The sequence below is a fragment of the Bacteroides sp. UBA939 genome (assembly GCF_002293435.1).
Classification (GTDB): domain Bacteria; phylum Bacteroidota; class Bacteroidia; order Bacteroidales; family Bacteroidaceae; genus Bacteroides.
The window spans coordinates 20019-42978 of the sequence record NZ_DBDF01000038.1 but is presented as its reverse complement, the minus strand read 5'-3'; the positions used below and the strand labels follow the sequence as shown (position 1 = coordinate 42978).

Here is a 22960-nt window from a genome sequence, read left to right as displayed (position 1 = left end):
AAAAAACATGTCCATTATGAAAAAGATATATACACTATTCATTGCAATCATACTCGGTTTCTCTTCGTGTTCCGACTTTCTGAACGAGATTAACCGCAACTCCATTACCGCCGATGTGCTGTACAGCACTCCCGAAGGATATGAGAATCTAATCAATTCCTGCTACTCTTATCTGCGTACGTGGTACGGCAAATCAGATGGTTATGCCATGTCCGAAACCGGTACCGACATGTACACCGAAGGTAATCCCAGCTATATGGGGCTTTATGCATCCGAAATGCAACCCAACCAAATATTGTTTGAGCACATGTGGAACAATCTCTATGGTGGACTGAATGCATGTAATGCCGCCATTATCCGCGCCGATGCAGCCGGACTGGACGACGCTACCAGAAAGCGCCGTTTGGGTGAAGCGCATTTCCTGCGCGCCCTCTATCTTCATCTCATTGTTGAGCAATGGGGAGGTGTGGTGCTCTATACCGAAGAGATGAAAGAGCCGGTCAGAACTGCACAACGCTCGTCGGTTGAGGATTTCTATACTCAAATCTTTGCTGATGTAGAAGAAGCTATCACACTGCTGGCAGGAACACCCAACAAAGATAATGGTCGGGTAACCCAGCTTGCTGCCAAGGCTTTCAAGGCTCGTCTCTGCCTCTTCCGCGAACGTTGGGCGGAAGCTGCGTCGCTGGCAAAAGAGGTTATCAACACTCCCGGACTGGCTTTCTACGACAGCTTTGCCGAAACGTTCGACATGGCAAACAATCAAGGGCAAACTAACACCGAAGCCATCTGGTGGGTGGACTATTCGGTAGATGTAACGCTGAACAATGCCTTCGACAACAATGGCAATCCCAGTGCTGCCAACTCTACCGTGCTGGGCAACGGCGGAAACAGTGCATTCATTGTTTCGGGCATGTGCTACTGGATGGTGGGCGGTTGCGGCATTTGGGTGGCTTCGAGCACCGACGACCCGCGTATGGGCAATACTTCGCCGTGGAATCTGCTCAAGCCCAACCTTGCCTGGCTGCACATGTTCGATGAAACCATAGACCAACGCTGGGACGGTACCTTCCGCACCACATGGCTGGTAAATACCACTACCGACAACTACGATGTGGCTTATGGCGAACGCTATGGCGTACCCGGCGGATTGCAGATTGGCGATACGGCTTTCGTCACTACCAAATATGCGGTAACCGATGAATATCGTGCCGGCAAGCGTTACCAGATATTCGACCGCAACGATATCTTTATGCCGGACGGCAAGATGAAGAACCGCGACGTCTACGTAGCTACTTATAAGTTTCAGGATAACACCCGTGCCACCGGATGGGAGTACGAAAGTGCCCGTGACTTCTGGGTATTCCGCCTGGCAGAGATGTATTTCATCGTAGCCGAAGCCAGTATGAAGGCGGGCAACACGTCGGAAGCGCTGAGTTACATGAATACCTTGCGCGAGCAGCGTGCTATCCCCGGTCACGAAGCAGACATGCGTATCACGGCAGGTCAGCTCAACATTGATTTCATTCTTGACGAACGCGCCCGCGAACTGGCCGGTGAACAGCACCGGTGGATGGACTTGAAACGTACCGGCAAACTGTTGGAACGTGTGCGGGCGTGCAACCCCGATGCTGCTGCCAACATTAAGGAGCACCACCTGTTGCGTCCCATTCCGCAAAGCGAACTGGATGCTCTGGTGAATAAGGAAGAGTTTGGGCAGAATCCGGGGTATAGATAATAGCATTATATATAGATGATAGATATGGTAAAGAGATTGTTCTTGGGTATGTTAGGGCTGGTCACTTCGGTGGCCGCCCTTTCTCAGCAATTACCCGCTTATGAATTGGAACGGGAGATGCCCGTGTTCCTTGAACAGTTAAAGAAAGAACTGACCTATCCCCTGGCTTGGGGCAACAGTCCGGTGAAGAACTTTAAGAAGTGGCGCACCAGGGCGCGTGCGGCGGTATTGGATGCTATGTTGGCGCCACCGCCTCGTACCACCGACTATCAGATGGAGGTTGTTGCCGAAGAACAGCGTGAAGGCTACCGGGCGAAGAAACTGCGCTTTAATCTGACCGGCTATTCGCGCGTGAATGCTTATTTGTTGGTGCCCGACGGTGAAGGACCTTTCCCGGCTGTTGTACTGTTGCACGATCATGGTGGACACTATACCATTGGCAAAGAGAAGATGATTCGCCCTTTCGGGGTGGACAAGGCAGTGCTTGATGATGCGGACGGTTGGGCGACGAATTGTTATGGCGGACAGTACGTAGGCGATTACCTGGCGGCTCACGGCTACGTAGTTATCTCCGTAGATGCTCTTTACTGGGGCGAGCGTGGGCGTAAGGAAGGAGCCGACGGCAGCAAGTATGCCGATAATGCGGGAAACTTCATGATGCTGGGGCGTAGTCTGAGCGCTTTCATGAACTACGAAGATATGTACACTACCGATTTCCTGGCTACTCTGCCCGAAGTGAACTCCAAGCGTATCGCCTGCATGGGGTTTTCGATGGGTGCTTACCGTGCCTGGATGCTTTCGGCGCTGTCTGATAAAATTCATGCTGGGGTTGCTGTTTGCTGGATGAATACGACTGATTGCCAGTTCTCATGGGAGTACGGTCGCGAACGTGGTGGTTTTGCCAATATGTTGCCCGGCATCCGCCGTTACTTGGATTATCCGCATATTGCATCCATTGCCTGTCCCAAACCGATGTTCTTCCTTAATGGGGAGCACGACAAGCTGTTTCCTCCCGTAGGAGTGAAAGCTGCTTTTGCGGAGATGCGCAGTGTGTGGGAGAGCCGTTCGGCAGGCGATAAGCTCGTTACGGAACTGTGGGATATGCCGCACGATTGCGGGATAAAGGTGCAATGCGCCATCTTGTCTTTTCTGGATAAAAGTTTGTAGGCTGTACACTTTATACTTCAAGAGCCTGTTTAAATTTTCCTCAAAACAACGCTGAGCAAAATTTAAACAGGCTATAGGAATTAGAATGCATTGAGAATAAGTCGAGTTAAAGTAGGTACTTGGATAGGCTAATTACTTAAGTTTTGTATGCTATTCTTTACTCTTTGGTACCCTGAATCCTATCGGGTTACGTGGCTTGTTTATTAACTTCTGTTTATCTGCTAATTGAGAAAGGGCAAGATATATGCTATCGAATTCTTTACGGTTATCCTCCGATAGATCGTTTATAGCTTCCAAAGCTTCTTCTCCTATCTGATATTGGGGTGTGCCAAATTGGAATACCCCACTGGATAACAATGCGTTAGCTTCTTCTTTTGTGAGTTCAAACATGAAATCTTCTGGGAAGCGTTCAATATTACGCCTGACAGCCCGCTTTAGCAAACTTGTTTCTGTGCAGTATAGCCTAGCCAAGTCAAAGTCGAGCATGACCTTTATTCCTATGAATTCATAAATTTTACTTTGTATAACTCGTAGTTCTTCCATACTTTTGATAATGTCTTTCTGAATTATTATCTATATTCACGCTTCTTTTTAATATAAGAGCAAATATACAAAAAAGGCCAAATGTATGGTATAAATGAGCGAATTTATTTAAGTAGCAATAAATAAGCGTACCTCTGATATCCGATGCCCTGATACAAGGGTCGGTATAATTCATACTGCAAAAATACGCACATACGCGATAAATAGCAAATCATACATGAGTAGTTGCGGGTTAAAGTACGCCGCAAAGCAGCAACGGATTATTTATTAGCAAAAAAGCATACAAATATAAAACCAGAACCATGCCTTGTACCCCCCCTCCCGAACTGACCTTAATTCACTATACGACTGAACCCTATTCAGTCGTATAATGAAATAGGCTCAGTCGTATACTGAATGCCATTCAGTCGTATACTGAATTACCCCCTCTCAGAATATGTTCCTGACGGGGTTTTTTGCTTCCACCTCTCCTTATACTCTGTCGGCGTAATGCCATACTGTTGCTTGAAGCATTTGCTGAAATAATGTGAATCATTCAGTCCCACCATGTAGGCTATCTGCGCCATGTTGTGCTCCTCTGTTTCTATCAACTGAGCTGCACGCTTCATACGAATCTCCCTCAGAAACTCAACGGGCGATAACCCGGTCAGCGTCTTCAGTTTCTTAAAGAACACGGAGCGACTCATGTTCACCTCACCGGCAATATCTTCAACCATTAAGTCACCGTTATCCAGTTGTCCTTCAATGGTTTCCATTACCTTATCCATAAACTTCCGGTCGTTGGGCGAAAGGGTAGGAGCAGCCACCCGCTCCGCTTCTTCCGACTGCTGCTCGGTGGAAGAAGGCAACAGACTGGCACAGTACAGCGCTTGCAACTTCTTGCGTTGCTCAAGCAGGTTGAAGATGCGCGCTTTCAGGTATGTGGCGCTGAAAGGTTTGGTGATATAATCGTCCACACCCAGCTCCATGCCCTCTATTTTACTTTCAATGGTCGACTTGGCAGTCAGCATAACGATCGGTATATGACTGGTGGTTATGTCTTCGCGCAGCTCGCGCGCCATGGAGATACCGTCCTTTTCGGGCATCATAACGTCGCTGATGATGATGTCCGGCAGGTACTTCCGGCTTTTCTCCAACCCGGTGACTCCGTCTTCGGCTTCTATCACATTGAAGTATTGGGCAAAGATGGTACGTATAAAGAAGCGCAGCTCCCGGTTATCCTCCACTATGAGGATGGTTTCTTTTTCGGTGTTCAGGTTCTCCTCTTCGTTTTCGATAAAAGAAGGCAGATGGCTGCCGGCGTGTGCAGTTGCGTCGTCGCTGATTACATAGTCGGACAGGATGAACTCTACCGTCGGGTCGAAGTGTTCCTTTCCTTTAGGCAGTCGGACGGTGAAGCAACTGCCTTCGCCCGGCTTGCTCCGGATGCTGATAGTGCCGTGGTGCATATCAATCAGTTCTTTCACCAGTGACAGCCCGATGCCGGTGCTGGCCTGGTTGAAGAGATTCTTATCCACCAGGTTCTCGAACCGCACGAACAGGGAATTCTGTTTGTTCTCGGCAATGCCGATGCCCTGGTCTTCTACCGCGATGCTTACGTCGCTCTCGCCTTCGTGCACGGTTATCTGAATCTGCTTGCCCCGGGGGGTGTACTTGAAGGCGTTCGACAGCAGGTTGAACACTATCTTCTCCAGTTTATCGGGGTCTGCCCATACCTTGAGGGACGAACTCTGCGTGCTTATCCCGAAGTCTATCTGGTGTTCGTCTGCCAGACTGTTGAAGCTCTCCATAATGTGGCGGATGAAGGGGATGAGGTCTATCTGCTGTACGCGCATCTTCATCTTCCGGTTTTGTATCTTGCGGAAGTCCAGTATCTGGTTCACCAGGCGCAACATGCGGTTGGTGTTGCGTTCCACCAGAACCAGTTGTTCCCTTGCTTCATTATCCAGTTTGCCGTGTTGCAGCACGTGCTCTATCGGTCCGGCAATCAGCGTCAGCGGGGTACGCAGCTCGTGGGATATATTGGTGAAGAAGCGCAATTTGATATCCGATATCTCCTGCTCCACGGACACTTTATGCTTAAGCCTGAAAATGGTGAAGAGAATATAGGTTGCCGCGAAAATGATTAATAAGATGAAAAGTACATAAAGTGAATATGCCCACGGGGTTTCCCAAAAGGAGGGGAGTACGGTTATGGCGAGCGTGCGCGTATTGTCCACCCATATCCCGTCGCTGTTTGTGGAGCGCACCTTCAGGGTGTAGTGCCCCTTGGGCAGGTTGGTATAAGTGGCGGTTCGCTGGTTGCCGATGTCATTCCAGTTGTTCTCGAAGCCTTCCAGCCGGTAGGAGTAGGAAATGTCGTCGGGGTACTTCATGTCTAAGGCTGCAAACTGGATGCTGAAACTATTCTTGTCGTGCGGCAGTTTCAGGAGTTTCGTATCGTCAATGTGTGTGGTCAGTATGCCGCCTTCTGCGGGAGTTATGGTCTTCTTTGCCTGTTGCAGGTTGGTGAAGATGATAGGAGGTATGTAGTTGCTCGTTTTTATAGAATCGGGCAGGAAGTAGAGGATACCTTTTATGGTATTGTACATGAGCTGTCCCGACTGCGTGTGCAGGGCAGCTCCTTCGTTGAAAATGACTTGCCGCGGGAAAACCCTGGAGGGATAGCTGATAAACGTTTCCGTATCCGGGTTGAATTTATAAAGTTCTTCTTCGGTGGCGCACCACAGGTTGCCTGTTTTATCTTCTTCGATAGACAGTAATACGTCCGACGGGAAACCATCTTTCATGGTATAGGCATGGAAGCGTGCCTGTGCATGGTCGAATGATATTAGTTTGTTGAGTCCGCCCCCGAAAGTACCTACATACATTTCTTTATTCCGGGTGAAGAAGATGTTGTGTATATCGTTGTTGCTAAGACTCAGGCTGTCTCCCGGTATGCGGTGATACCGGTGGAAAACGATGTCTTCTGCTTTACTGTAATTTCCGTTGCACATCAATAACCCGTCGGAGCTGCCTATCCATATTCTTCCTTCGGGGTCGGATGTTACGAAGCGTGTGCGGTAACATTGGCTGATGGGGTAATCTTTCAGCCTGTTCCTGTAATTGATGAATTTCACGTCTTCTTTGTCTGCACCCCGTTCCAGGTAGTTGATGCCGCCCTCAAAGGTAGCAATCCATATCCGGTGGCGGCTGTCTTCGTGCAGACTGTAAATCTCGTTACCGCTCAGGCTATAGGCGTTGTCCGTATCCGTGGTGTATTGGGTGAGGTGATAGTTCAGTGGTTTATTGCCGGGGCGTGCGGCAAACAGTCCGTTGCCTTTGGTGCCTATCCAGATGACGCCTTCGTGGTCTTGCATGATGGTGTAGACAACTCCCAACTGGTCTGCGCGATGCATGGAAACAGTTCCTTCTTTGGTCAGGTTGCCTACGTAGTGCAGGTTCTTATCGTAAATGCGTACTGCTTTATCTTTGCCGCCGGTCCATATATAGCCATCTCTGTCCTGATAGATGGCGCGGATATTGTTTCCCGGAAACTCCGGGTCGTCCGGCGTTGACGTGAGTAACTGGAAACGGTTGGCGCTGAAAGATACTTTCTGTAACCCGTTGTCGAACGAGGCAAACCACAGGTTTCCCTGTTTATCGGTGAAGACGGCAGTAACCCGGTTGTCGGAACTCCAGCCGGACTGCAAGGCAGGGTTGTAGAATGGTCGTATGCGGTTCTTCTCCCGGTCGTATAAAGCCAGTCCGCCACCGGAGGGGTGTACCCATAGGAATCCGTTGATGTCTTCGTTGATAAACACCTCCGGTCGCGCCCCTGTGATGTCTTTTCCATATTTATCCTGAAGGATGAAGTAATCAAACTTCTCCTTCTCCGGATTGAAGTGGGTTACTCCTTTGATTTGATGCCTTATCCAGATGTCATTGTGCGAGTCTATATATACATCCCTTATGTAATCGTCCTTTAAAGAAGGATAATTGCGGGTGTTGTAATGACGGACGTTCTTGCTTTTCTGTTCGTAGATAAAGAAGCCGTCGCTGGCAGTGCAGATTAGCAGTTTGTCGTCCTTGAGCCGGCGGATAATCTTAAGAGAAGAGTGAGTTTCTACCTTCTGTTTCGTGAACTGGTTGTTATCCAGGTTGAGTTCATATATGTCTCCCCGCTTTGAGGTAAAGTAGATTGTGTTTCCACTCTCTAATGCATCATAAAAGGATAGCTTATCTTTTTGGGGAGGAGCGACGAAATAGGATGAAAGTTCTGTTTTATTTCCACGGGTGCTTAGTTTGTATAACCCGTTCTCGGTTAATATCCACCGGTTTTGCTGTTGGTCTTGCCAAACCCGGTTTACTCGTTCTAAGTGTGGAATCTGATAGGTTTTCCGGAAATTGGAGGCTTTCATGATTCCGGTTTCCGGGTGGGTGGTGATGTGAATCAATTCGTTTTGTACCGTAACTACCCACACATCTCCACATGGCAGTACGTACAGGCTTTGAGACGAATACTCACTGTATGGAATAGCCTGGAACTGTTCTGTCTTTGGGTTGAAGCGATAGACGTGGTGGTCGTAGCTTTGTACCCAGATGTATCCGTACCGGTCTTCTTTTATATTGTCCAACCGGTTATTGCTCAGTCCGATACTGTCGCCCGGGTGTGCTTTGTAGTTCTTGAACGTATATCCGTCGAACTCATAAAGTCCGTCCCATGTGGCGAACCACATGATTCCTTTATGGTCTTGTATTACTCCTTGTATGTTCTTTTGTGCCAGCCCGTCCTCGGAGGTGTATTGGGTGAAGGTGTGAGGGAGTTGCGCCGGGCAGAGGGTGATGGCGGTTATGCAGAGGGTGAGTAGTATTCCGATGCGTTTCATAGCTTGTTGTTGATGTTATGTATTTAATTTTATTCTCTATTTATAACTGACCTGTTGCATTCCTATCAGCCTGTCGTATCTTTCTCCGAAGGCGCGTTGATAGACAAGAATCAGATATTCATTCTCTGTTTCGTAGAAATTACCTTCCGCCTGTGCGGTACTTCCTTTCGTACTGCCGGGGGCTACATATAGATATTGGTAATTGTATGCTCCTTGTTTTAGTAGTTGAGTACTCTCATAAGCATGTGTTTCGGCATTATACTCCAACCGGCTTCCGGCATTGAAGTTATCATGAGTGAAAGCTCCCTGCAAATAGAAATCTCCCGATTCAAGGGGATTTTCCCATAACAGAGAGAAGTGTACAAAGAAGTAATCGGCTTCCGTATTGTTATCTACCGCTTCATTATAGCGTATCACAAAGCGCCCGTTTTGGTCTTGATCATAACTATAGTTTAGCAAGCGCGGTTCGTTTGGATAAAGACTGACGTGGTAATAGGGCGCGTGATACCGGATACCCTCTACACCTTGCGAAGCATACCGGGTACTTACCATTTCGAAACGGCGGTATTCATTTCCGGCGGCGAATATCAAGGCGCGGTTGTGTTCGTAGCGTAGCTGGTCGGGGCCGATGTATGAGGGATAAAGATTCGTGACCTGGTTATCCGTACGTCCGTTTTGCAACACATATACTTTGATTTCATTTTGCGGATTCCGAATTGGATATCCTTTATACTGAATACCGAAGCTGACTTGCTGGTGTGTCTTGTTGCGGTCTATTTCCGTATCACTACTGACTTGCGCCGATACATTTACCTTTTTCTCCAATATCCGGAAGCAGGTGCTGAATGCAGGTTTATTGCTTCCTTCCGCATCATCATAGACTGTCAGGCGGTAATTGCCTGAAAGTTTTAGTCGCACCTGGTCGTTGGGTAACGTCAGGCGGTAATGGGTATAGGGGAGGGTCGTATTGACTGATATTTCGTAGTCTTCTACCGGGTTATCATTAAAACCGTCCAGATATTCGGTTTCAGACAGGTCGGAAGGAGTCCAGTCGGTATTGCAATGAGTCAGGATGTATTGATACCGGTGGTATTCGTGTGTGAGATGGTCGAAAGAAATTTCAAGAGATTCGTCTCTTTCCGTTTGAATAATTGCCGGAACCGTATAATCATGGTTGGCAATAACCTGTACCGTACGTATATGCGGTGTGAAGACCTCTGTGCGTTGGGCATACAAACCGCAACAGATGATACTTATTGAGAGAAGTAATATTGCTTTTTTCATTCGGTCATCTGATTGAAACCACAAATAATCGTTTGATTAAAGCTACAAATATAAACAAATTACACGGATAACACTGATTTAAAGTTAAATAAATCTGCGCTATCCGTGTAATCTGCAAATGAAAAATATCTTTTTAAAGTAATCTGTGATTAGCGATTATTTACCTGTTGTTTCGGCATTCTTAATCATCTGTTCACTGGCGTACATATAAATGTCTACACGACGGTTCTGGGTAGCTGTCATGGTGTCGTCGTATTCATTGTAACCTACACCTTCTACTTTTTTGAATTGGGAAGGAGATACACCGCATTCCTGCAGATAATTCTCCACGGCATAAGCACGGTCTTTCGACACTTTTATATTGGCTTCATAAGTACCGACCTTGTCCGTATGGCCGGTGATGGCGATATCCGTAGTCTGGTCTTCTTTCAAAATCCGGGCTAAGTCACGCAAGGACGCTTTGGAAGTGTTGCTCAATGCGGAAGAGTTAAAGCCAAACAAGATACCGGAATCAAAAGTTACCTTTACGGCTGAAAGTCCATTGGTATCGGTCACTGTCTGTACCTGTGCGCCTTCAATTTTGGCGGCTTCGGCAGCTTTCTTATCCATCTTACGACCGATAATCACTCCTGTGCCTGTACCTACGGCAGCGCCGATAGCTGCACCGATAGCCGCGCCTTTACCTTTACCTACGAGTCCGCCGATGATTGCTCCGGCTGCTGCACCCGAACCACCACCAATGACACCACCTTTTGTGGTGTTATTCATTGTACTACAACTAACCAACAATAGAACACCGATTAACAGCAATGCTGTAAATTTTCTCTTTTTCATGTTTTCTTCTTTTTAATGTGTTACAAATTTAGTAATTCAATTTTTGATATATAACAATGTACATAGCAGCTATGTTCAAGTGTTTTATTCTGCTTTTCAGAGTTTTCTTTCTTTTTATGCTATAAACCATGAAATGAGGATATGACTTTTATATACCGTGCGTGTCAATAATCACACTGCCGGTTGCTTTTCTGTCTATGGAATTAATAGGCGCTTTTCTGTAAGTTACCATACCCGGCGTATCAGTGCTCCGGGTTTTGGTGGTTGTTTCGTCAATCAGGTCAATGGCGGCTTTTAATAAACGTTCTTCCGGATTGCCTAAAGGAAGTACTTCTGTCGGTTCCACTACTCTGGGAGCTACGGGAATAAAAGCTTCGTTGAGTTCTACATCCGGTTCTATCCCGTCTTCGTATTCCGTAAATCCTGTGGAGTTATATATCTTGCATACAATCGGATGCATCTCCCACTTCTTGTCGTTGCTTGTATATTCCACTGAACCGACATTCTTGCCGATGGTAGTTTCACCGATTACCACTACATTCATAAATGGCGTTAATGAGTTGATTACCATTTCCGAAGCAGAAGCTGTGGAACCACTTACCAATACATATAATGTTCTCAGGTTCAGATTTCGTCCTGTCGTACCAAGTTGCTCCGTTCCTGTTTTAAAGGATCTCTTCCGGTTCCTTTGTTTGTCATTATATTGCATATAGCCTAACTCCGTTCCGAGCGCACTTCCCGGTTGCAAGATGGAACACAATAAAATTCCGGATGATATGAATCCGCCATTGTTATACCTCAGGTCTAATACGAATTCATCCACCCCATTGAATTCGGATCCGGAGAGTTCTTTCAATTTATCATCATAAGAAGTATCATCATCATTTTTGCCCATAGAGAAGTGATTGTAAACCAGATAGCCTATGCGTTTCTTCTTTACCGGACTTTCTATCACATCCCAGAAATAAACCGGATTGTCTTCAACCTTGCGTGCTGAGACAATCTCTACATTATCGGGCTGGACAACAAACCTCTTGTCGGTTGAATTCCACTTCGCCATAGTCAATGTGCATGCTTCATCTCCAAACAGAGATTGATAGTTTGCATCTGTGATAGCTTTATCATTGATTTTTATGATCCAGTCGCCTCTTCTCAGTCCTGCTTCATAGGCCGGAGAATCTTTCAATACATATAGAATAAGTGCGTATAGCTCTTTGGCATCGTTGATGTATACAGTGGTGAATTCAAATCCGTATGAGTTATCTTCCTGTATGGAACTTCGCGTATCTCCATCTGAAAGTTCCTCAATGGTAGAGAAATAATAGTGTTGCATCTGCCCGGCAGAGTTCATATAATCCTTCCCGTCTTCTTTAGATAATAATGAATAGAAGAAATCTTCCGGTTCACGGGTGTAATTCAGTTTTCCGGCGGCCGGTATTTCCTTGTACCAGTAATAATGCTCGCGCATGGTGTTTTCTATCCATTTCAAAGTAGCAGAACGATCATCACTTCCGGTTGAATCGTCTTTCTCGCAGGCGCTTAATGAGAAGCAAATAAAGAGAAATAATAAAAATCTGATATTCATAATCTACTTAGTTCTTAGTAACGAATGCAAATATATGAATTAATATCGGTTCATTTGTTTTATAAATGAGAATTTAGTTAATAGCACACAGAGGCACGGAGGTACAGAGCTTTTCTTTTAAGAGGAGAAAGTATGCGAGGGAATGATGGATACCAGCTCCGTATCTGCTCCGTACCAACTCCGTATCTGCTCCGTTCCTATAGATACGGAGCAGGTACGGAGCAGATACGGAGATGACAGGTATCGGACCTTATTCTGTTAACTGCCATTACCTAAATGACGACTCCTTTGACTTCTTTAACTACTGATTCGCATTATTTATAAATAGTTCTCCCTGAAAGTTGATAGACTCTCGGTTTTTCATATTTACATGTATGGAGGACAAACCGTTGTCGTATATATCTATACTGAATTCAAAATTATCTTCCGTATTTCGTGCCGTGAATTTAATCTTGGCTGTTCCCTTTTTGTTCCATTCCATTTGATATTCATTGAGCGGAGCTTTGAAGTTCAATCCGTCTCCTCCACCATAAGGAATGGAATAAGCGCGTCCAAAGTATGGGAGGTAAGATATCACGGAATCATTTCTTATTTCTATGGAATAAGGTGAAGTCAGCGTAATAGACCGTCCTCTTGTAGGGAAGGCTCTGTCTACGTCTATTTTATATGCCTCTGACATAATGAGTTCTTTTACGACTTGCTGCTTTTGCTCTTTCTTTTCTTTTTTTGTTTGTGCGGAAAGAAGCGGGATACATATTGCTGCAATTAGCAATACAGAAAAAATCATTCTAATTGTTTTCATACATACTATGTTTTAATTGTTATGCGAATCACAGGCTACTGATTCGCATTGTATATGAGTAACAATCAAACAGACGGATACTGATAGCTTTTTATGTGTTTTTAATATAATTTATCTATTTGCTTATGGTGATGAAAGGATACTGATAACAAAATACTTGCCATTCATTTTGTAAGTATTATCTTTGCCCCGTTTACCGACGAACAACGGCACAGTATGGATATTCTTGATACAACTATAATTGAAGAACAATTCAATGGGAAAATATGATTTTGACAAGATAATAGACCGCAGAGGTACAGACGCCGTGAAGCTGGAAGTATTGCGGGAATGCTACGGACGTGCGGATTTGCTTCCGCTATGGGTGGCGGATATGGATTTCGAGACACCTTCTTTCATTACCGCGGCTTTGCAACGGCGGCTGGAACATTCGCTGTTCGGTTATACAATAGAACCGGCAGAGTATCGGCCTGCAATTATCCAATGGATTGCTTCCCACCACGAATGGGAGGTAAAGAGCGAATGGTTGGCGTACATTCCGGGGATTGTGAAAGGCATCGGCATGGCTATCAACGTATTTGTGAAAGAGGATGAAAAGGTGATTATCCAGCCGCCCGTATACCATCCTTTCCGCCTTACGTCGCAAGGAAACGGACGTGAAGTAGTATATAATCCGCTACATGAAAACGAGGATGGTTCCTATTCGATGGATTTTGATAATTTGGAGGCGGTTGCCGACGAGAAGTGCCGCATGTTGATTCTTTCCAATCCGCATAATCCGGCAGGGATTGTATGGGATAGGGAAACGTTGGTTCGTCTGGCGGATTTCTGCTATCGACGTCACATTCTTGTGTTGTCCGATGAGATACATTGCGACATGGCGCTTTGGGATAATAAACACATACCGTTTGCTACGGTTTCAAAGGAGGCTTCCGCGTGTAGCATCACATTCGGCGCACCTTCCAAAACCTTTAATATTGCCGGTATTGTCAGTTCTTATGCCATAGTACCCGATGATGATATCCGGCATCGTTTCTTTACCTGGCTAAAGGCGAATGAATTGGACGATCCTACGTTCTTTGCTACCATTGCCACTGTTGCCGCTTTCTGCGAGGGTGAACCTTGGCGCAGGGAAATGCTTCGCTATGTGGAGGGAAATATAGATTATGTGATTGATTATTGTGCAAATCATTTGCCTCAGATTAAGCCGTTGCGTCCACAGGCATCGTTCTTAGTGTGGCTGGATTGCCGTGGATTGAAGCTGGAGCATGAGGAATTGGTATCCCTCTTTGTAGAGAAAGCCCGCTTGGCATTGAATGACGGCGAAACGTTTGGTGTGGAAGGCAGAGGGTTTATGCGGCTGAATGTAGCCACACCGCGGTCTGTGATCAAGCAGGCGTTGGAACAACTGCGTCATGCAATCTATCGGCTGCCACCTGTGTAAGTTGTTTGTATATAAGCAATAAAATACTTGATAAATATATGCTATGCTATTAAATTTAACAGAAGAACAAATCAGTCAGCTGGCTCCGGATGCTGCATCCGTCAAGGCGGGAAAGGGACTGGCAAGCCAAACGAAATGGGTACTTCTGGAACATAACGACCGCGCTGTCTGGGGGCATTGCCAGGGTAGCGGGAAGACTCCTTATCAAACAGTGGTCGATACAAAGGATATTGCATTCAAATGTTCTTGTCCGAGCCGCAAATTCCCCTGTAAACACGGGCTTGGGCTTTTATTTATGTGCATCGCCCACGCCGGCCTGTTCAAGGAAGCCGAAGAACCGGAGTGGGTAACCGCCTGGCTCTCTAAACGGGAAGTAAAAGCAGAGAAGAAAGAACAAAAAGAGAAAGCAAGCGCTCCGGTAGACGAAGCGGCGCAAGCCAAAAGGCAAGCCGTGCGCCATCAGAAGGTATTGGGAGGCATCGACGATCTTCAGATATGGATGAAGGACTTACTTCGCAACGGACTGCTGAATGTACCGGAAAGGGCATATACGCTGTTCGAGGCAATCTCGCGTAGAATGGTCGATGCGCAAGCCGGCGGATTGGCAGGCAGGTTGCGGTCGCTTCAAGAGATAAACTATTATGCAGACAGTTGGAAATATGAACTGACCGACAAACTGGGTAAGCTGTATCTTCTGGCAGAGAGTTATAAGAACCTGGAACACCTTTCCACCGACTGGCAAGCGGAAGTGCGTACTCAGATAGGATATTCGCAGGCAAAGGAGGAAGTAATGTCAGGCGAACCGGTCAGCGACCAATGGTTGGCGTTGCCCATAAGGAACCGGAAAGTGAACGATTTGCGAGTGGATGCCTTTTGGCTGTATGGCAAGTCGAGCCGAAGGTCGGGAATCTATCTCAGCTTTATGGCTCCCGGAGCATTGCCCGAATTTAACCTGGTTCCCGGTGGCGTGTATCAGGGAGATACCTATTTCTATCAGGGCACGGGCATATTGCGCATTTTGCCGAAGAACCTGCAATGGACGGATGCTACGTTCTCTCCCTCTTTCTCTCCCGACCTGTCGGTTGCCGTACAGTACTACAGAAGCGTGATGCAAACTAACCCGCTGACAGAAGAAGTCCCCTTGCTGGTTGATAACGTCAGACTGCTGGGCAATGGTAATACATTCTATATACAAGACACGGCAGAGAGAGCAATCCCTGTGCATATCGAAGAGTCTGCCCGTATAGATATTCTCGCTATCACAGGCGGGAAGCCTTTCTCAGCCTTCCTGCTGGCGAACGCTACCTTTTGGGAATTGAAAACAATCTGGTATCAAACCGAATTTTATTTTTGGAACAATGAACCTGACTGATTCTATCATTAATACGGCATTGCTTGGCACTGCCACCCGGGAATTGACAGTTGCCGATTTCCCGGAAGAACTGCAAGACGCTTTCCGCGATATTCAGGAAAGAGCGGAAGATGCCGAAGCCGCCTTCTATCAAGAGTCTGCCCTGAGCTTTGCCTTTGAACATAGCGGAATGGAAACCGTAACCTTGCCGGAAACGGTGAAAGCTACCGAGGCTCCCGATGAAAGCAAACCCTATTTCTCTCGTGAAGTAGGAGAGTTGCTGGTTTCCTTGCATCAAAACAGGAATCGACACCTATTATTATATGCATATAAGAAAGCGGCGAAAATAGATAAGCTGATACTTCCCGCATTCCTGCAAGCATTATTGGGAAGAGCCTTTGACCGGAACAATCCCGGCAGGCACGAAGAGCAGCACCGGTTGTCTCAGCTTGCCGGACAAAGAGGTCGATGGCTGCTCCCGCAAATGGGACTTCCCGCATGGGGAGAAGCCGGTAACGAAACCTGGGAAACAGCATCTCACGAAGAACGCAAGCGAATGCTATGCAACCTGCGGAAAGAGCACCCTGAACAGGGACTTGCCTTATTGCAGACAGAACTGAAGAATGAATCCGCCACCCATAGGGATGAGCTGATCCGGTGTTTGCAGTTAGGACTGAGCAAAGCCGATGAAGCTTTCCTTCAGCAGATAGCGGAGACCGACCGGAGCGTTAATGTCAAAGAGACAGCCCGGCAATTATTGGGTAGCCTGCCTGATTCTGAACTGCTGAAAAAGTACGAGGAATTATTGCAGGGAAAGTTGCACTATAGCTTTCTGCTGGGATGGTCTTACGACAAGATTGAGTTTACCCCCGAAATGAAGAAGCTCGGACTGGAAGAAGTGAGTTCCAATAAAAACGAAAAGGACGACCGCTTCCTGTTGCGGCAATTGGCTGAACGTGTTTCGTTGGGCTTCTGGTGCCGGTTCTACGATTGTGACCCGGAAAAGGCTGCAAGTAAGTTGGCTAAGAACCCTCCTTTTCAGAAACTGTTCAATCTGTCGAAACCTATCCTGAATTTCAGAGACCCGGTATGGGCATATCATACGTTGAAAGAGAACTCGAATGCAGATGTTGTTATCCCATTAGTAGGTCTGCTGTCTCCTTCACAACGCGAAGAAATAACATTCCAGTCGGACAAGGAAGCCTATATCCTGGATAATTGGTTCAATGAAGACGGGGCGGTATGGGGAATGAAGTTCTCCAAGTACGTCCTTCAGCGGGCATTCCGCAACAATTATTATTTGCCGAAGGAGACTGCCGAACAACTGTCATTGTACTTCCCGCCGGAAATGCGAAAGACAATAGAACAGATAGCAACCTCTGCCAACGCGCAGTCGCAAGACACATCCGTGCGCTTTAGCCGGCTGATGATAGAATATATGAATTTGAAACAGAGAATAGATACCTTATTAATAGAAAAAGTATGAGTACTTTATTAAGACAACATGCCGAACAGCAGTTCGCAGAAGAACTTCATGAGTTGAAACAGAACGAAACATATTCTGTTCCGGAGAATTGGGAGATGTCCCCGCAGTCGGTAGTTACTTACCTGATGGGAGGTAAACTGAAGAATGGATTTGAAGTCTCCCCCAAGTATATAGGCAACCGCCGGTTGATGGAAATTGCCGTAGCAACGCTGGTTACCGACCGCGCCCTGTTACTGTACGGATTGCCCGGTACGGCGAAAAGTTGGGTAAGCGAACACATTGCGGCAGCCATTTCGGGTAATTCCACCTTGCTAGTGCAGGGCACTGCCGGCACGGGCGAAGAAGCCATCCGCTACGGTTGGAACTATGCACGTTTGTTGGCAGAAGGCCCGAGTGCGGGAGCGTTGGTGCAGACTCCGATTATGAAAGCCATGCAGGAAGGTAAAATAGGACGTATCGAAGAGTTGACCCGCATCGGATCTGATGTACAGGATACGCTGATTACGATTCTTTCTGAAAAGACCCTGCCCATTCCGGAGCTGAATGAAGAGGTGCAGGCAATCCGCGGTTTCAATATCATTGCTACTGCCAACAACCGCGATAAGGGAGTCAATGACTTGTCGAGCGCTTTGAAGCGCCGTTTCAATACGGTTATCCTGCCTCTGCCCGATTCCATTGATGAGGAAATAGATATTGTCCGCCGCCGAGTGGAGAGTTACGAAAAGATTATGCAGCTTCCGGCAGAGAAACCGGCATTGGAAGAAATCCGCCGGGTGGTTACCATCTTTCGTGAACTTCGCCAGGGAGCAACGGTCGATGGAAAGACAAAGCTGAAAACCCCGAGCGGAACGCTTAGTACGGCAGAAGCAATCTCGGTGATGAACAATGGTCTGGCGATGGCAGGCTATTTTGGTGACGGAGAGATTCATGCCGAAGACCTTGTTTCCGGTGTTCTGGGAGCTGTGGTGAAAGACCCGGTGCAGGATAAAGTAGTCTGGCAGGAATACATGGAAACGGTTGTCAAGAACCGGGATGGCTGGAAGGATATTTATCGCGCCTCCAGGGATATGATATAATAAGGAAGTAGGAATGGCAACTCATTTATTAGGAATCAGGCATCATGGTCCGGGGTCGTGCCGCAATGTGCTGAACTATTTGCAGGAATTGCAACCGGACTTGATTCTGGTAGAAGGCCCGGCAGAAGGTGAGGCATTGCTCTCCTGTGTGGATAGTCCGCAGATGAAGCCCCCGGTTGCCTTGTTGGCATACCAACCGGATGAACCGCAGAATGCAGTATTCTATCCGTTTGCAGAGTTCTCGCCGGAGTGGCAGGTCATGCGTTATGCTGTGGAGAATCAGGTTCCCTTCCGCTTTTTCGATTTGCCTTTGGCTCATTCGATGGCTCTTCGTAAACAGGCGGCAGAAGCAACGGAAGAAGTGGCAACAGCAGAGGTAGAGAAAGCCTCCGGCGACGCATTCGACTGGCTTGCCCATGCATCCGGATTTACGGATGGGGAGTCTTGGTGGGAAACCATGATTGAGCACCGAAGGGATTCCATTGATATTTTCCAAGCTGTACAGGAAGCTGTGACTGCGCTTCGCGAGGAACTACCGGAGCATACTTCTTCGCGCGACTTGATACGTGAAGCATGGATGCGCAAGATGATTCGTGCGGCGCAGAAGGAGAACTACGAGCGTATCGCTGTTGTTTGCGGCGCGTGGCACGTACCTGCATTAAGCAGTATGCTCAAGGTGAAGGATGACAATGAATTGCTGAAAGGGCTGCCCAAAGTGAAAGTGGAGTGTACATGGATTCCGTGGACGTACGACCGCTTGTCGTTTCGCAGCGGTTATGGAGCAGGAATCGAGTCTCCGGGCTGGTATCATTACCTTTGGCATCATCCCGATGATGACGGTACGCTTTGGGTGAGCCGCATTGCCGACTTGTTCCGCCGGAAGAACATGGATATTTCAGTAGCGCATGTGATTGAAACTGTCCGCCTTGCACAGGCTACGGCTGCTTTGAGGAACCTGTCTCATCCTTCCTTACACGAATATAATGAAGCGGTAACCACCGTAATGGGCTTTGGAGATGACATACTATTGCAAATCATCAAAGAAGAACTGGTTATCAGCAACCGTTTGGGAAGCGTGCCCGACGAGGTGCCCAAAGTGCCTTTGCTGCTGGACATGGAGAAGATACAGAAACGGCTCCGTGTGCCTTTTACGGCCGAAATAAAAGAACTGGTGTTAGACCTCCGCAAACCGAACGATTTGGAGCGCAGTGTCTTCTTCCATCGCCTCCGGTTACTGAACATTGATTGGACATTGCCCGGACAAACGGACGGTAAGGGTACTTTCAAGGAGAAGTGGACCTTGTATCATAAGCCGGAACAGATTGTTCAACTGATAGAAAGGGCTATCTGGGGAAATACTGTGATGGAAGCAACGCAGAACTATCTGGTTAAGCAGATGGTAGATATCAAGCATATTCCCGAACTGACTGTTTTGTTGAACGGAGTGCTTCCGGCAGACCTTCCGGCGTTGGTAGAAGCTATGACTGTGCAGTTGGATAATCTGTCTGCCGCCTCTACGGATATCCTGGAGATGATGGAGGCAGTGCCCGGTCTGGTGAGTATAGTCCGCTACGGGAATGTGCGTAATCTTGATTTCTCTAAAGTGGGTACGATGCTTGAGGCTATCATAGCCCGTATTCTGGCGGGTGGAGTGCTGGTATGCATTCATATTGATGAGGAGGCGGCAAGTGATATCCTGGATAAACTGGCGGCTACGGATTATGCGCTTTCTATTCTCAACCGGGAAGAATTGAATGGGATGTGGCTTAGTTTCATTGGCCAGATGCGTACTTCTGCGGGTGTACATCCGTTGTTGTCCGGTTATGCTACCCGGTTATTGAATGATAAGGGGGAGATTTCGGTAGAGGAAATGGAGGCTACGCTGAGCTTTTATTCGTCAGTGGGTAACTCTCCGGCGGATATGGCATACTGGTTTGAAGGGTTTTTGCGTTCCTCAGGTTCCATTCTTCTGTTGGATGACCGGCTTTGGAATTTGGTGAATAACTGGGTGTGTGCGCAGGAGAAGGGAGTGTTTATGGAGCTGCTTCCTGTCCTGAGGCGTACCTTCAGCCAATTCACCTCTGCCGAACTGCGCAAGTTGGGGGAGAAGGCGAAGAATGCGGGGGCAATGTCCGCTCAACATTCTGCGGGAATCGCTGGCGCGGGTGATATGCATCTGAACCGGGAAGAAGCGAAGAAGGTAATCCCCGTGATTCGTCAGTTATTGGGGCTTGAGACAATGAGGAATTGATAATATATAGAGATACTCCTGTTTGTGAGACAACTAAATTCTCATTATCGTGCTATGGATATGACCAATCATTTATAAAATCAAAAGAAAACATGGAAGAAGAAATGCTGAAAAGATGGCGCTTGATACTGGGCGGAGATGAAGCCGACGGAACAGGAGTGACCTTGAACATGGAGGAGCAACGCATGGACCGCTCCCTGCAAGCAGTATATGATAGCGACAAGAGGGGAGGACTGGGATCATCAGCTCCTAAAGTAAGCCGATGGTTGGGCGATATCCGCGAGTTCTTTCCGCAGACGGTGGTGCAAGTCATTCAGCGGGATGCCATCAAGCGATTGAACCTCACCAGCCTGCTTACCGAAAAGGAAATGCTGGAAACAGTTGTTCCCGATGTCCACCTGGTGGCAACCTTAATGTCACTGAGCCGGGTGATTCCCGAAAAGAATAAAGAAATGGCCCGTCAGGTAGTCCGCCAAGTGGTGGATGAGCTGCTCCGGAAACTGTCGGCACCCATGCAACAGGCAGTGACCGGAGCCTTAAACCGCTCAAGCCGTCGCCGGAATCCGCGTTATAATGAGATAGACTGGAAAACGACCATCCAACGGAACCTGAAGAACTATCAACCGGAGTATAAAACAGTTATCCCCGAAATACGTATCGGGTACGGACGTAAAAGAAGAGCGTTGAAAGACGTCATCCTGTGCCTGGACCAGAGCGGTTCGATGGGTACTTCGGTGATATACTCCGGGATATTCGGTTCCGTATTGGCATCTATCCCGGCAGTCACTACCCGGATGGTAGTTTTCGATACGGCTGTAGTAGACCTGACGGAGGATTTGCAAGACCCTGTCGACCTGCTGTTCGGCGTGCAACTCGGAGGAGGAACAGATATCGCCCGGGCGCTAACCTATTGCCAGGGAGTGATTACCCGCCCGCAAGACACCGTGCTGGTATTGGTGACCGACTTGTACGAAGGAGGAGATGCCCGGGAGATGAGAAAGCGGTTTGTGTCGTTGGTCAATAGCGGTGTGCAACTGATTGTGCTTCCGGCATTGAATGACGACGGTGCACCATCGTACGACAAGAACCATGCAGAATTTCTGGCTTCCATCGGCGTACCTACATTTGCCTGTACCCCGGATAAGTTTCCGGACTTGATGGCCGCTGCCCTCAGCAAGCAGGATATAGGTATGTGGGTATCCCAGATGCAATAACACGTATGGTCAGCTTTTCAACTTTTCCTTCTGCAACGCCTCTTTCAATATCCGTTTATCCAATATCCTTTCCTTGGCTTTTATTAGGTACAAGGCGCATCGCCGCACCACATTGGTGATGGAGCCACCGGAGAGTTCCGTTTCGGCGGCAAGAGCGATTAATTCGCCCTTATCCCCGCCCAGCCATTGCGTGGGGAGCATCTTCCCCCACAACTCGGCACGCAGTTCCGGTGTGGGCATCGGAAAGTAAACCACCGACTGGAAACGGCGCGAGAACGCTTCGTCGATGTTGCTGCGCAGATTGGTGGCCAGGATAATTATACCGGGGAAGTCCTCTATCCGTTGCAGCAGGTAAGCCACTTCCTGATTGGCATGCCGGTCGTTGGAGCTATTTGTGGAAGTACGTTTGCCGAAGAGGGCATCCGCTTCGTCGAAGAAGAGAATCCAGTTCCGGTTTTCGGCAAGGTCGAACACCCGGGCAAGGTTTTTCTCCGTCTCGCCGATGTATTTCGATACAATCATGGAGAGGTCTACGCGGTACACGTCCATTCGGTTCTTCTTGCCCAGTAGGGTTGCCGCCAGTGTCTTTCCCGTGCCGGGAGGGCCATAGAACAGGGAACGGTAGCCCGCCTTCAGGAAACGGGACAGTCCCCAGTCCTCCATGATGGTCTTTCCGGAGGAAATCCAGGTGTTTATCTCTTCCAATTCGGCTTCCACCTGATAGTCCAGTACCATGTCCTCCCAGTCCAGTTCGGTGGTGATACGTTTGGCGGGGAAACCGATGTTGTAATCCGGTTTGTACTCTGTGTCAAGCAGTACACGACTCAGGAACTCTTCCGTTACACGCAACTGCCCGCTCAGGAACGGTTCGCCTTCGCCCGCGCCTTCCAGCCGCAGGATGTTGCTGCGGTAGAACCAATGGTCGCGTCCGAACAAGTGTGCTACTTCCTTCCGCTTCTCTATATCTTCTCTGGCGAGGATGAACAAGGCCGTTTCGCCCGTGGGCAGGAAGCCACTGTGCGACAAACCTTTCCAGCCGCCGAACTCGGTGTATTGGCGGTCGAAATCCTTGTTCTGCACAAAGAAGATGTCCAGTGCCTGTGGACAGACATGGGGCATGAGGGCGAGCATCACCACGACATGCTCATCGAAGCGGATGTCCGGGTTGTCCGTCACTTTCTCCATCCAGCCGTTACGAGGTGGCCGTACCTCTTCCAGTCGACCGTATTTGCACTCCTGCCGGAAGTAAAGCTGGATGGCGACGGTCAATGCCTGGTTAAACCATTCGATAGATTCACGCATAACTCCTTTAACTCC

The 22960-nt window shown here is 47.9% G+C and carries 15 protein-coding genes; 8 read left to right on the top strand and 7 right to left on the bottom strand.

Going from position 1 to position 22960, the window contains the following annotated elements; genetic code table 11:
• Window positions 1-16 precede the first annotated feature (16 nt).
• Together B2Z67_RS02785 and B2Z67_RS02780 are read left to right on the top strand one after the other, a co-directional pair.
• Window positions 17-1738: a RagB/SusD family nutrient uptake outer membrane protein gene (locus B2Z67_RS02785; protein ID WP_291528298.1), complete on the top strand. Its 1722-nt coding sequence runs from the start codon at window positions 17-19 to the stop codon at window positions 1736-1738.
• 24 nt (window positions 1739-1762) lie between these two features.
• Window positions 1763-2905, top strand: a complete 1143-nt coding sequence (locus B2Z67_RS02780) for a dienelactone hydrolase family protein (protein WP_291528297.1) — start codon at window positions 1763-1765, stop codon at window positions 2903-2905.
• A gap of 150 nt (window positions 2906-3055) precedes the next feature.
• Here B2Z67_RS02780 and B2Z67_RS02775 read toward each other — a convergent pair whose 3' ends face one another.
• The 6 genes from B2Z67_RS02775 to B2Z67_RS02750 all read right to left on the bottom strand — a co-directional run bounded on the left by B2Z67_RS02775 (window position 3056) and on the right by B2Z67_RS02750 (window position 12821).
• On the bottom strand, window positions 3056-3448 hold the full coding sequence (locus tag B2Z67_RS02775) for an ORF6N domain-containing protein (protein ID WP_291528296.1): 393 nt from the start codon (window positions 3446-3448) through the stop codon (window positions 3056-3058).
• Window positions 3449-3867: 419 nt separating this feature from the next.
• Window positions 3868-8316, bottom strand: a complete 4449-nt coding sequence (locus tag B2Z67_RS02770) for a hybrid sensor histidine kinase/response regulator transcription factor (protein WP_291528295.1) — start codon at window positions 8314-8316, stop codon at window positions 3868-3870.
• A 36-nt stretch (window positions 8317-8352) separates the two neighbouring features.
• Window positions 8353-9600: a DUF5103 domain-containing protein gene (locus B2Z67_RS02765; RefSeq protein ID WP_291528294.1), complete on the bottom strand. Its 1248-nt coding sequence runs from the start codon at window positions 9598-9600 to the stop codon at window positions 8353-8355.
• A gap of 156 nt (window positions 9601-9756) precedes the next feature.
• On the bottom strand, window positions 9757-10434 hold the full coding sequence (locus tag B2Z67_RS02760) for an OmpA family protein (RefSeq protein WP_291528293.1): 678 nt from the start codon (window positions 10432-10434) through the stop codon (window positions 9757-9759).
• Between the two features lie 148 nt (window positions 10435-10582).
• Window positions 10583-12019 carry a S41 family peptidase gene (locus B2Z67_RS02755; protein WP_291528292.1) on the bottom strand — a complete coding sequence of 479 codons (1437 nt, stop codon included), beginning with the start codon at window positions 12017-12019 and terminating at the stop codon, window positions 10583-10585.
• Between the two features lie 301 nt (window positions 12020-12320).
• Window positions 12321-12821: a DUF4251 domain-containing protein gene (locus tag B2Z67_RS02750; RefSeq protein ID WP_291528291.1), complete on the bottom strand. Its 501-nt coding sequence runs from the start codon at window positions 12819-12821 to the stop codon at window positions 12321-12323.
• Window positions 12822-13077: 256 nt separating this feature from the next.
• On the opposite strand from B2Z67_RS02750, the gene B2Z67_RS02745 reads away from it, so the two are divergent.
• The 6 genes from B2Z67_RS02745 to B2Z67_RS02720 all read left to right on the top strand — a co-directional run bounded on the left by B2Z67_RS02745 (window position 13078) and on the right by B2Z67_RS02720 (window position 21643).
• Complete coding sequence (locus B2Z67_RS02745) at window positions 13078-14265, top strand: MalY/PatB family protein (RefSeq protein WP_291528290.1); 1188 nt, start codon at window positions 13078-13080, stop codon at window positions 14263-14265.
• A gap of 43 nt (window positions 14266-14308) precedes the next feature.
• Window positions 14309-15637: an SWIM zinc finger family protein gene (locus B2Z67_RS02740; protein ID WP_291528289.1), complete on the top strand. Its 1329-nt coding sequence runs from the start codon at window positions 14309-14311 to the stop codon at window positions 15635-15637.
• Window positions 15624-17102, top strand: coding sequence for a DUF5691 domain-containing protein (locus B2Z67_RS02735; protein ID WP_291528288.1), 1479 nt, complete (start codon window positions 15624-15626; stop codon window positions 17100-17102). The genes B2Z67_RS02740 and B2Z67_RS02735 overlap by 14 nt, the downstream gene beginning before the upstream one ends.
• Window positions 17099-18178 (top strand): ATP-binding protein, encoded by a 1080-nt coding sequence (locus B2Z67_RS02730; protein ID WP_291528287.1) that lies wholly within the window; start codon window positions 17099-17101, stop codon window positions 18176-18178. The genes B2Z67_RS02735 and B2Z67_RS02730 overlap by 4 nt, the downstream gene beginning before the upstream one ends.
• 13 nt (window positions 18179-18191) lie before the next feature.
• Complete coding sequence (locus tag B2Z67_RS02725) at window positions 18192-20429, top strand: DUF5682 family protein (RefSeq protein WP_291528286.1); 2238 nt, start codon at window positions 18192-18194, stop codon at window positions 20427-20429.
• A gap of 92 nt (window positions 20430-20521) precedes the next feature.
• Window positions 20522-21643, top strand: a complete 1122-nt coding sequence (locus tag B2Z67_RS02720) for a vWA domain-containing protein (protein WP_291528285.1) — start codon at window positions 20522-20524, stop codon at window positions 21641-21643.
• A gap of 9 nt (window positions 21644-21652) precedes the next feature.
• Here the strand turns inward: B2Z67_RS02720 and B2Z67_RS02715 are convergent, their stop codons facing one another.
• The gene (locus tag B2Z67_RS02715; protein WP_291528284.1) at window positions 21653-22945 is read right to left on the bottom strand and encodes an ATP-binding protein; all 1293 of its coding nucleotides are present in this window, start codon (window positions 22943-22945) and stop codon (window positions 21653-21655) included.
• Window positions 22946-22960 lie beyond the last annotated feature (15 nt).

Bases quoted from the DNA above. Each gene is read 5' to 3' on its own strand.
- B2Z67_RS02785 (WP_291528298.1), top strand. From the start codon at position 17: ATGAAAAAGATATATACACTATTCATTGCAATCATACTCGGTTTCTCT.
- B2Z67_RS02780 (WP_291528297.1), top strand. From the start codon at position 1,763: ATGGTAAAGAGATTGTTCTTGGGTATGTTAGGGCTGGTCACTTCGGTG.
- B2Z67_RS02775 (WP_291528296.1), bottom strand. From the start codon at position 3,448: ATGGAAGAACTACGAGTTATACAAAGTAAAATTTATGAATTCATAGGA.
- B2Z67_RS02770 (WP_291528295.1), bottom strand. From the start codon at position 8,316: ATGAAACGCATCGGAATACTACTCACCCTCTGCATAACCGCCATCACC.
- B2Z67_RS02765 (WP_291528294.1), bottom strand. From the start codon at position 9,600: ATGAAAAAAGCAATATTACTTCTCTCAATAAGTATCATCTGTTGCGGT.
- B2Z67_RS02760 (WP_291528293.1), bottom strand. From the start codon at position 10,434: ATGAAAAAGAGAAAATTTACAGCATTGCTGTTAATCGGTGTTCTATTG.
- B2Z67_RS02755 (WP_291528292.1), bottom strand. From the start codon at position 12,019: ATGAATATCAGATTTTTATTATTTCTCTTTATTTGCTTCTCATTAAGC.
- B2Z67_RS02750 (WP_291528291.1), bottom strand. From the start codon at position 12,821: ATGAAAACAATTAGAATGATTTTTTCTGTATTGCTAATTGCAGCAATA.
- B2Z67_RS02745 (WP_291528290.1), top strand. From the start codon at position 13,078: ATGGGAAAATATGATTTTGACAAGATAATAGACCGCAGAGGTACAGAC.
- B2Z67_RS02740 (WP_291528289.1), top strand. From the start codon at position 14,309: ATGCTATTAAATTTAACAGAAGAACAAATCAGTCAGCTGGCTCCGGAT.
- B2Z67_RS02735 (WP_291528288.1), top strand. From the start codon at position 15,624: ATGAACCTGACTGATTCTATCATTAATACGGCATTGCTTGGCACTGCC.
- B2Z67_RS02730 (WP_291528287.1), top strand. From the start codon at position 17,099: ATGAGTACTTTATTAAGACAACATGCCGAACAGCAGTTCGCAGAAGAA.
- B2Z67_RS02725 (WP_291528286.1), top strand. From the start codon at position 18,192: ATGGCAACTCATTTATTAGGAATCAGGCATCATGGTCCGGGGTCGTGC.
- B2Z67_RS02720 (WP_291528285.1), top strand. From the start codon at position 20,522: ATGGAAGAAGAAATGCTGAAAAGATGGCGCTTGATACTGGGCGGAGAT.
- B2Z67_RS02715 (WP_291528284.1), bottom strand. From the start codon at position 22,945: ATGCGTGAATCTATCGAATGGTTTAACCAGGCATTGACCGTCGCCATC.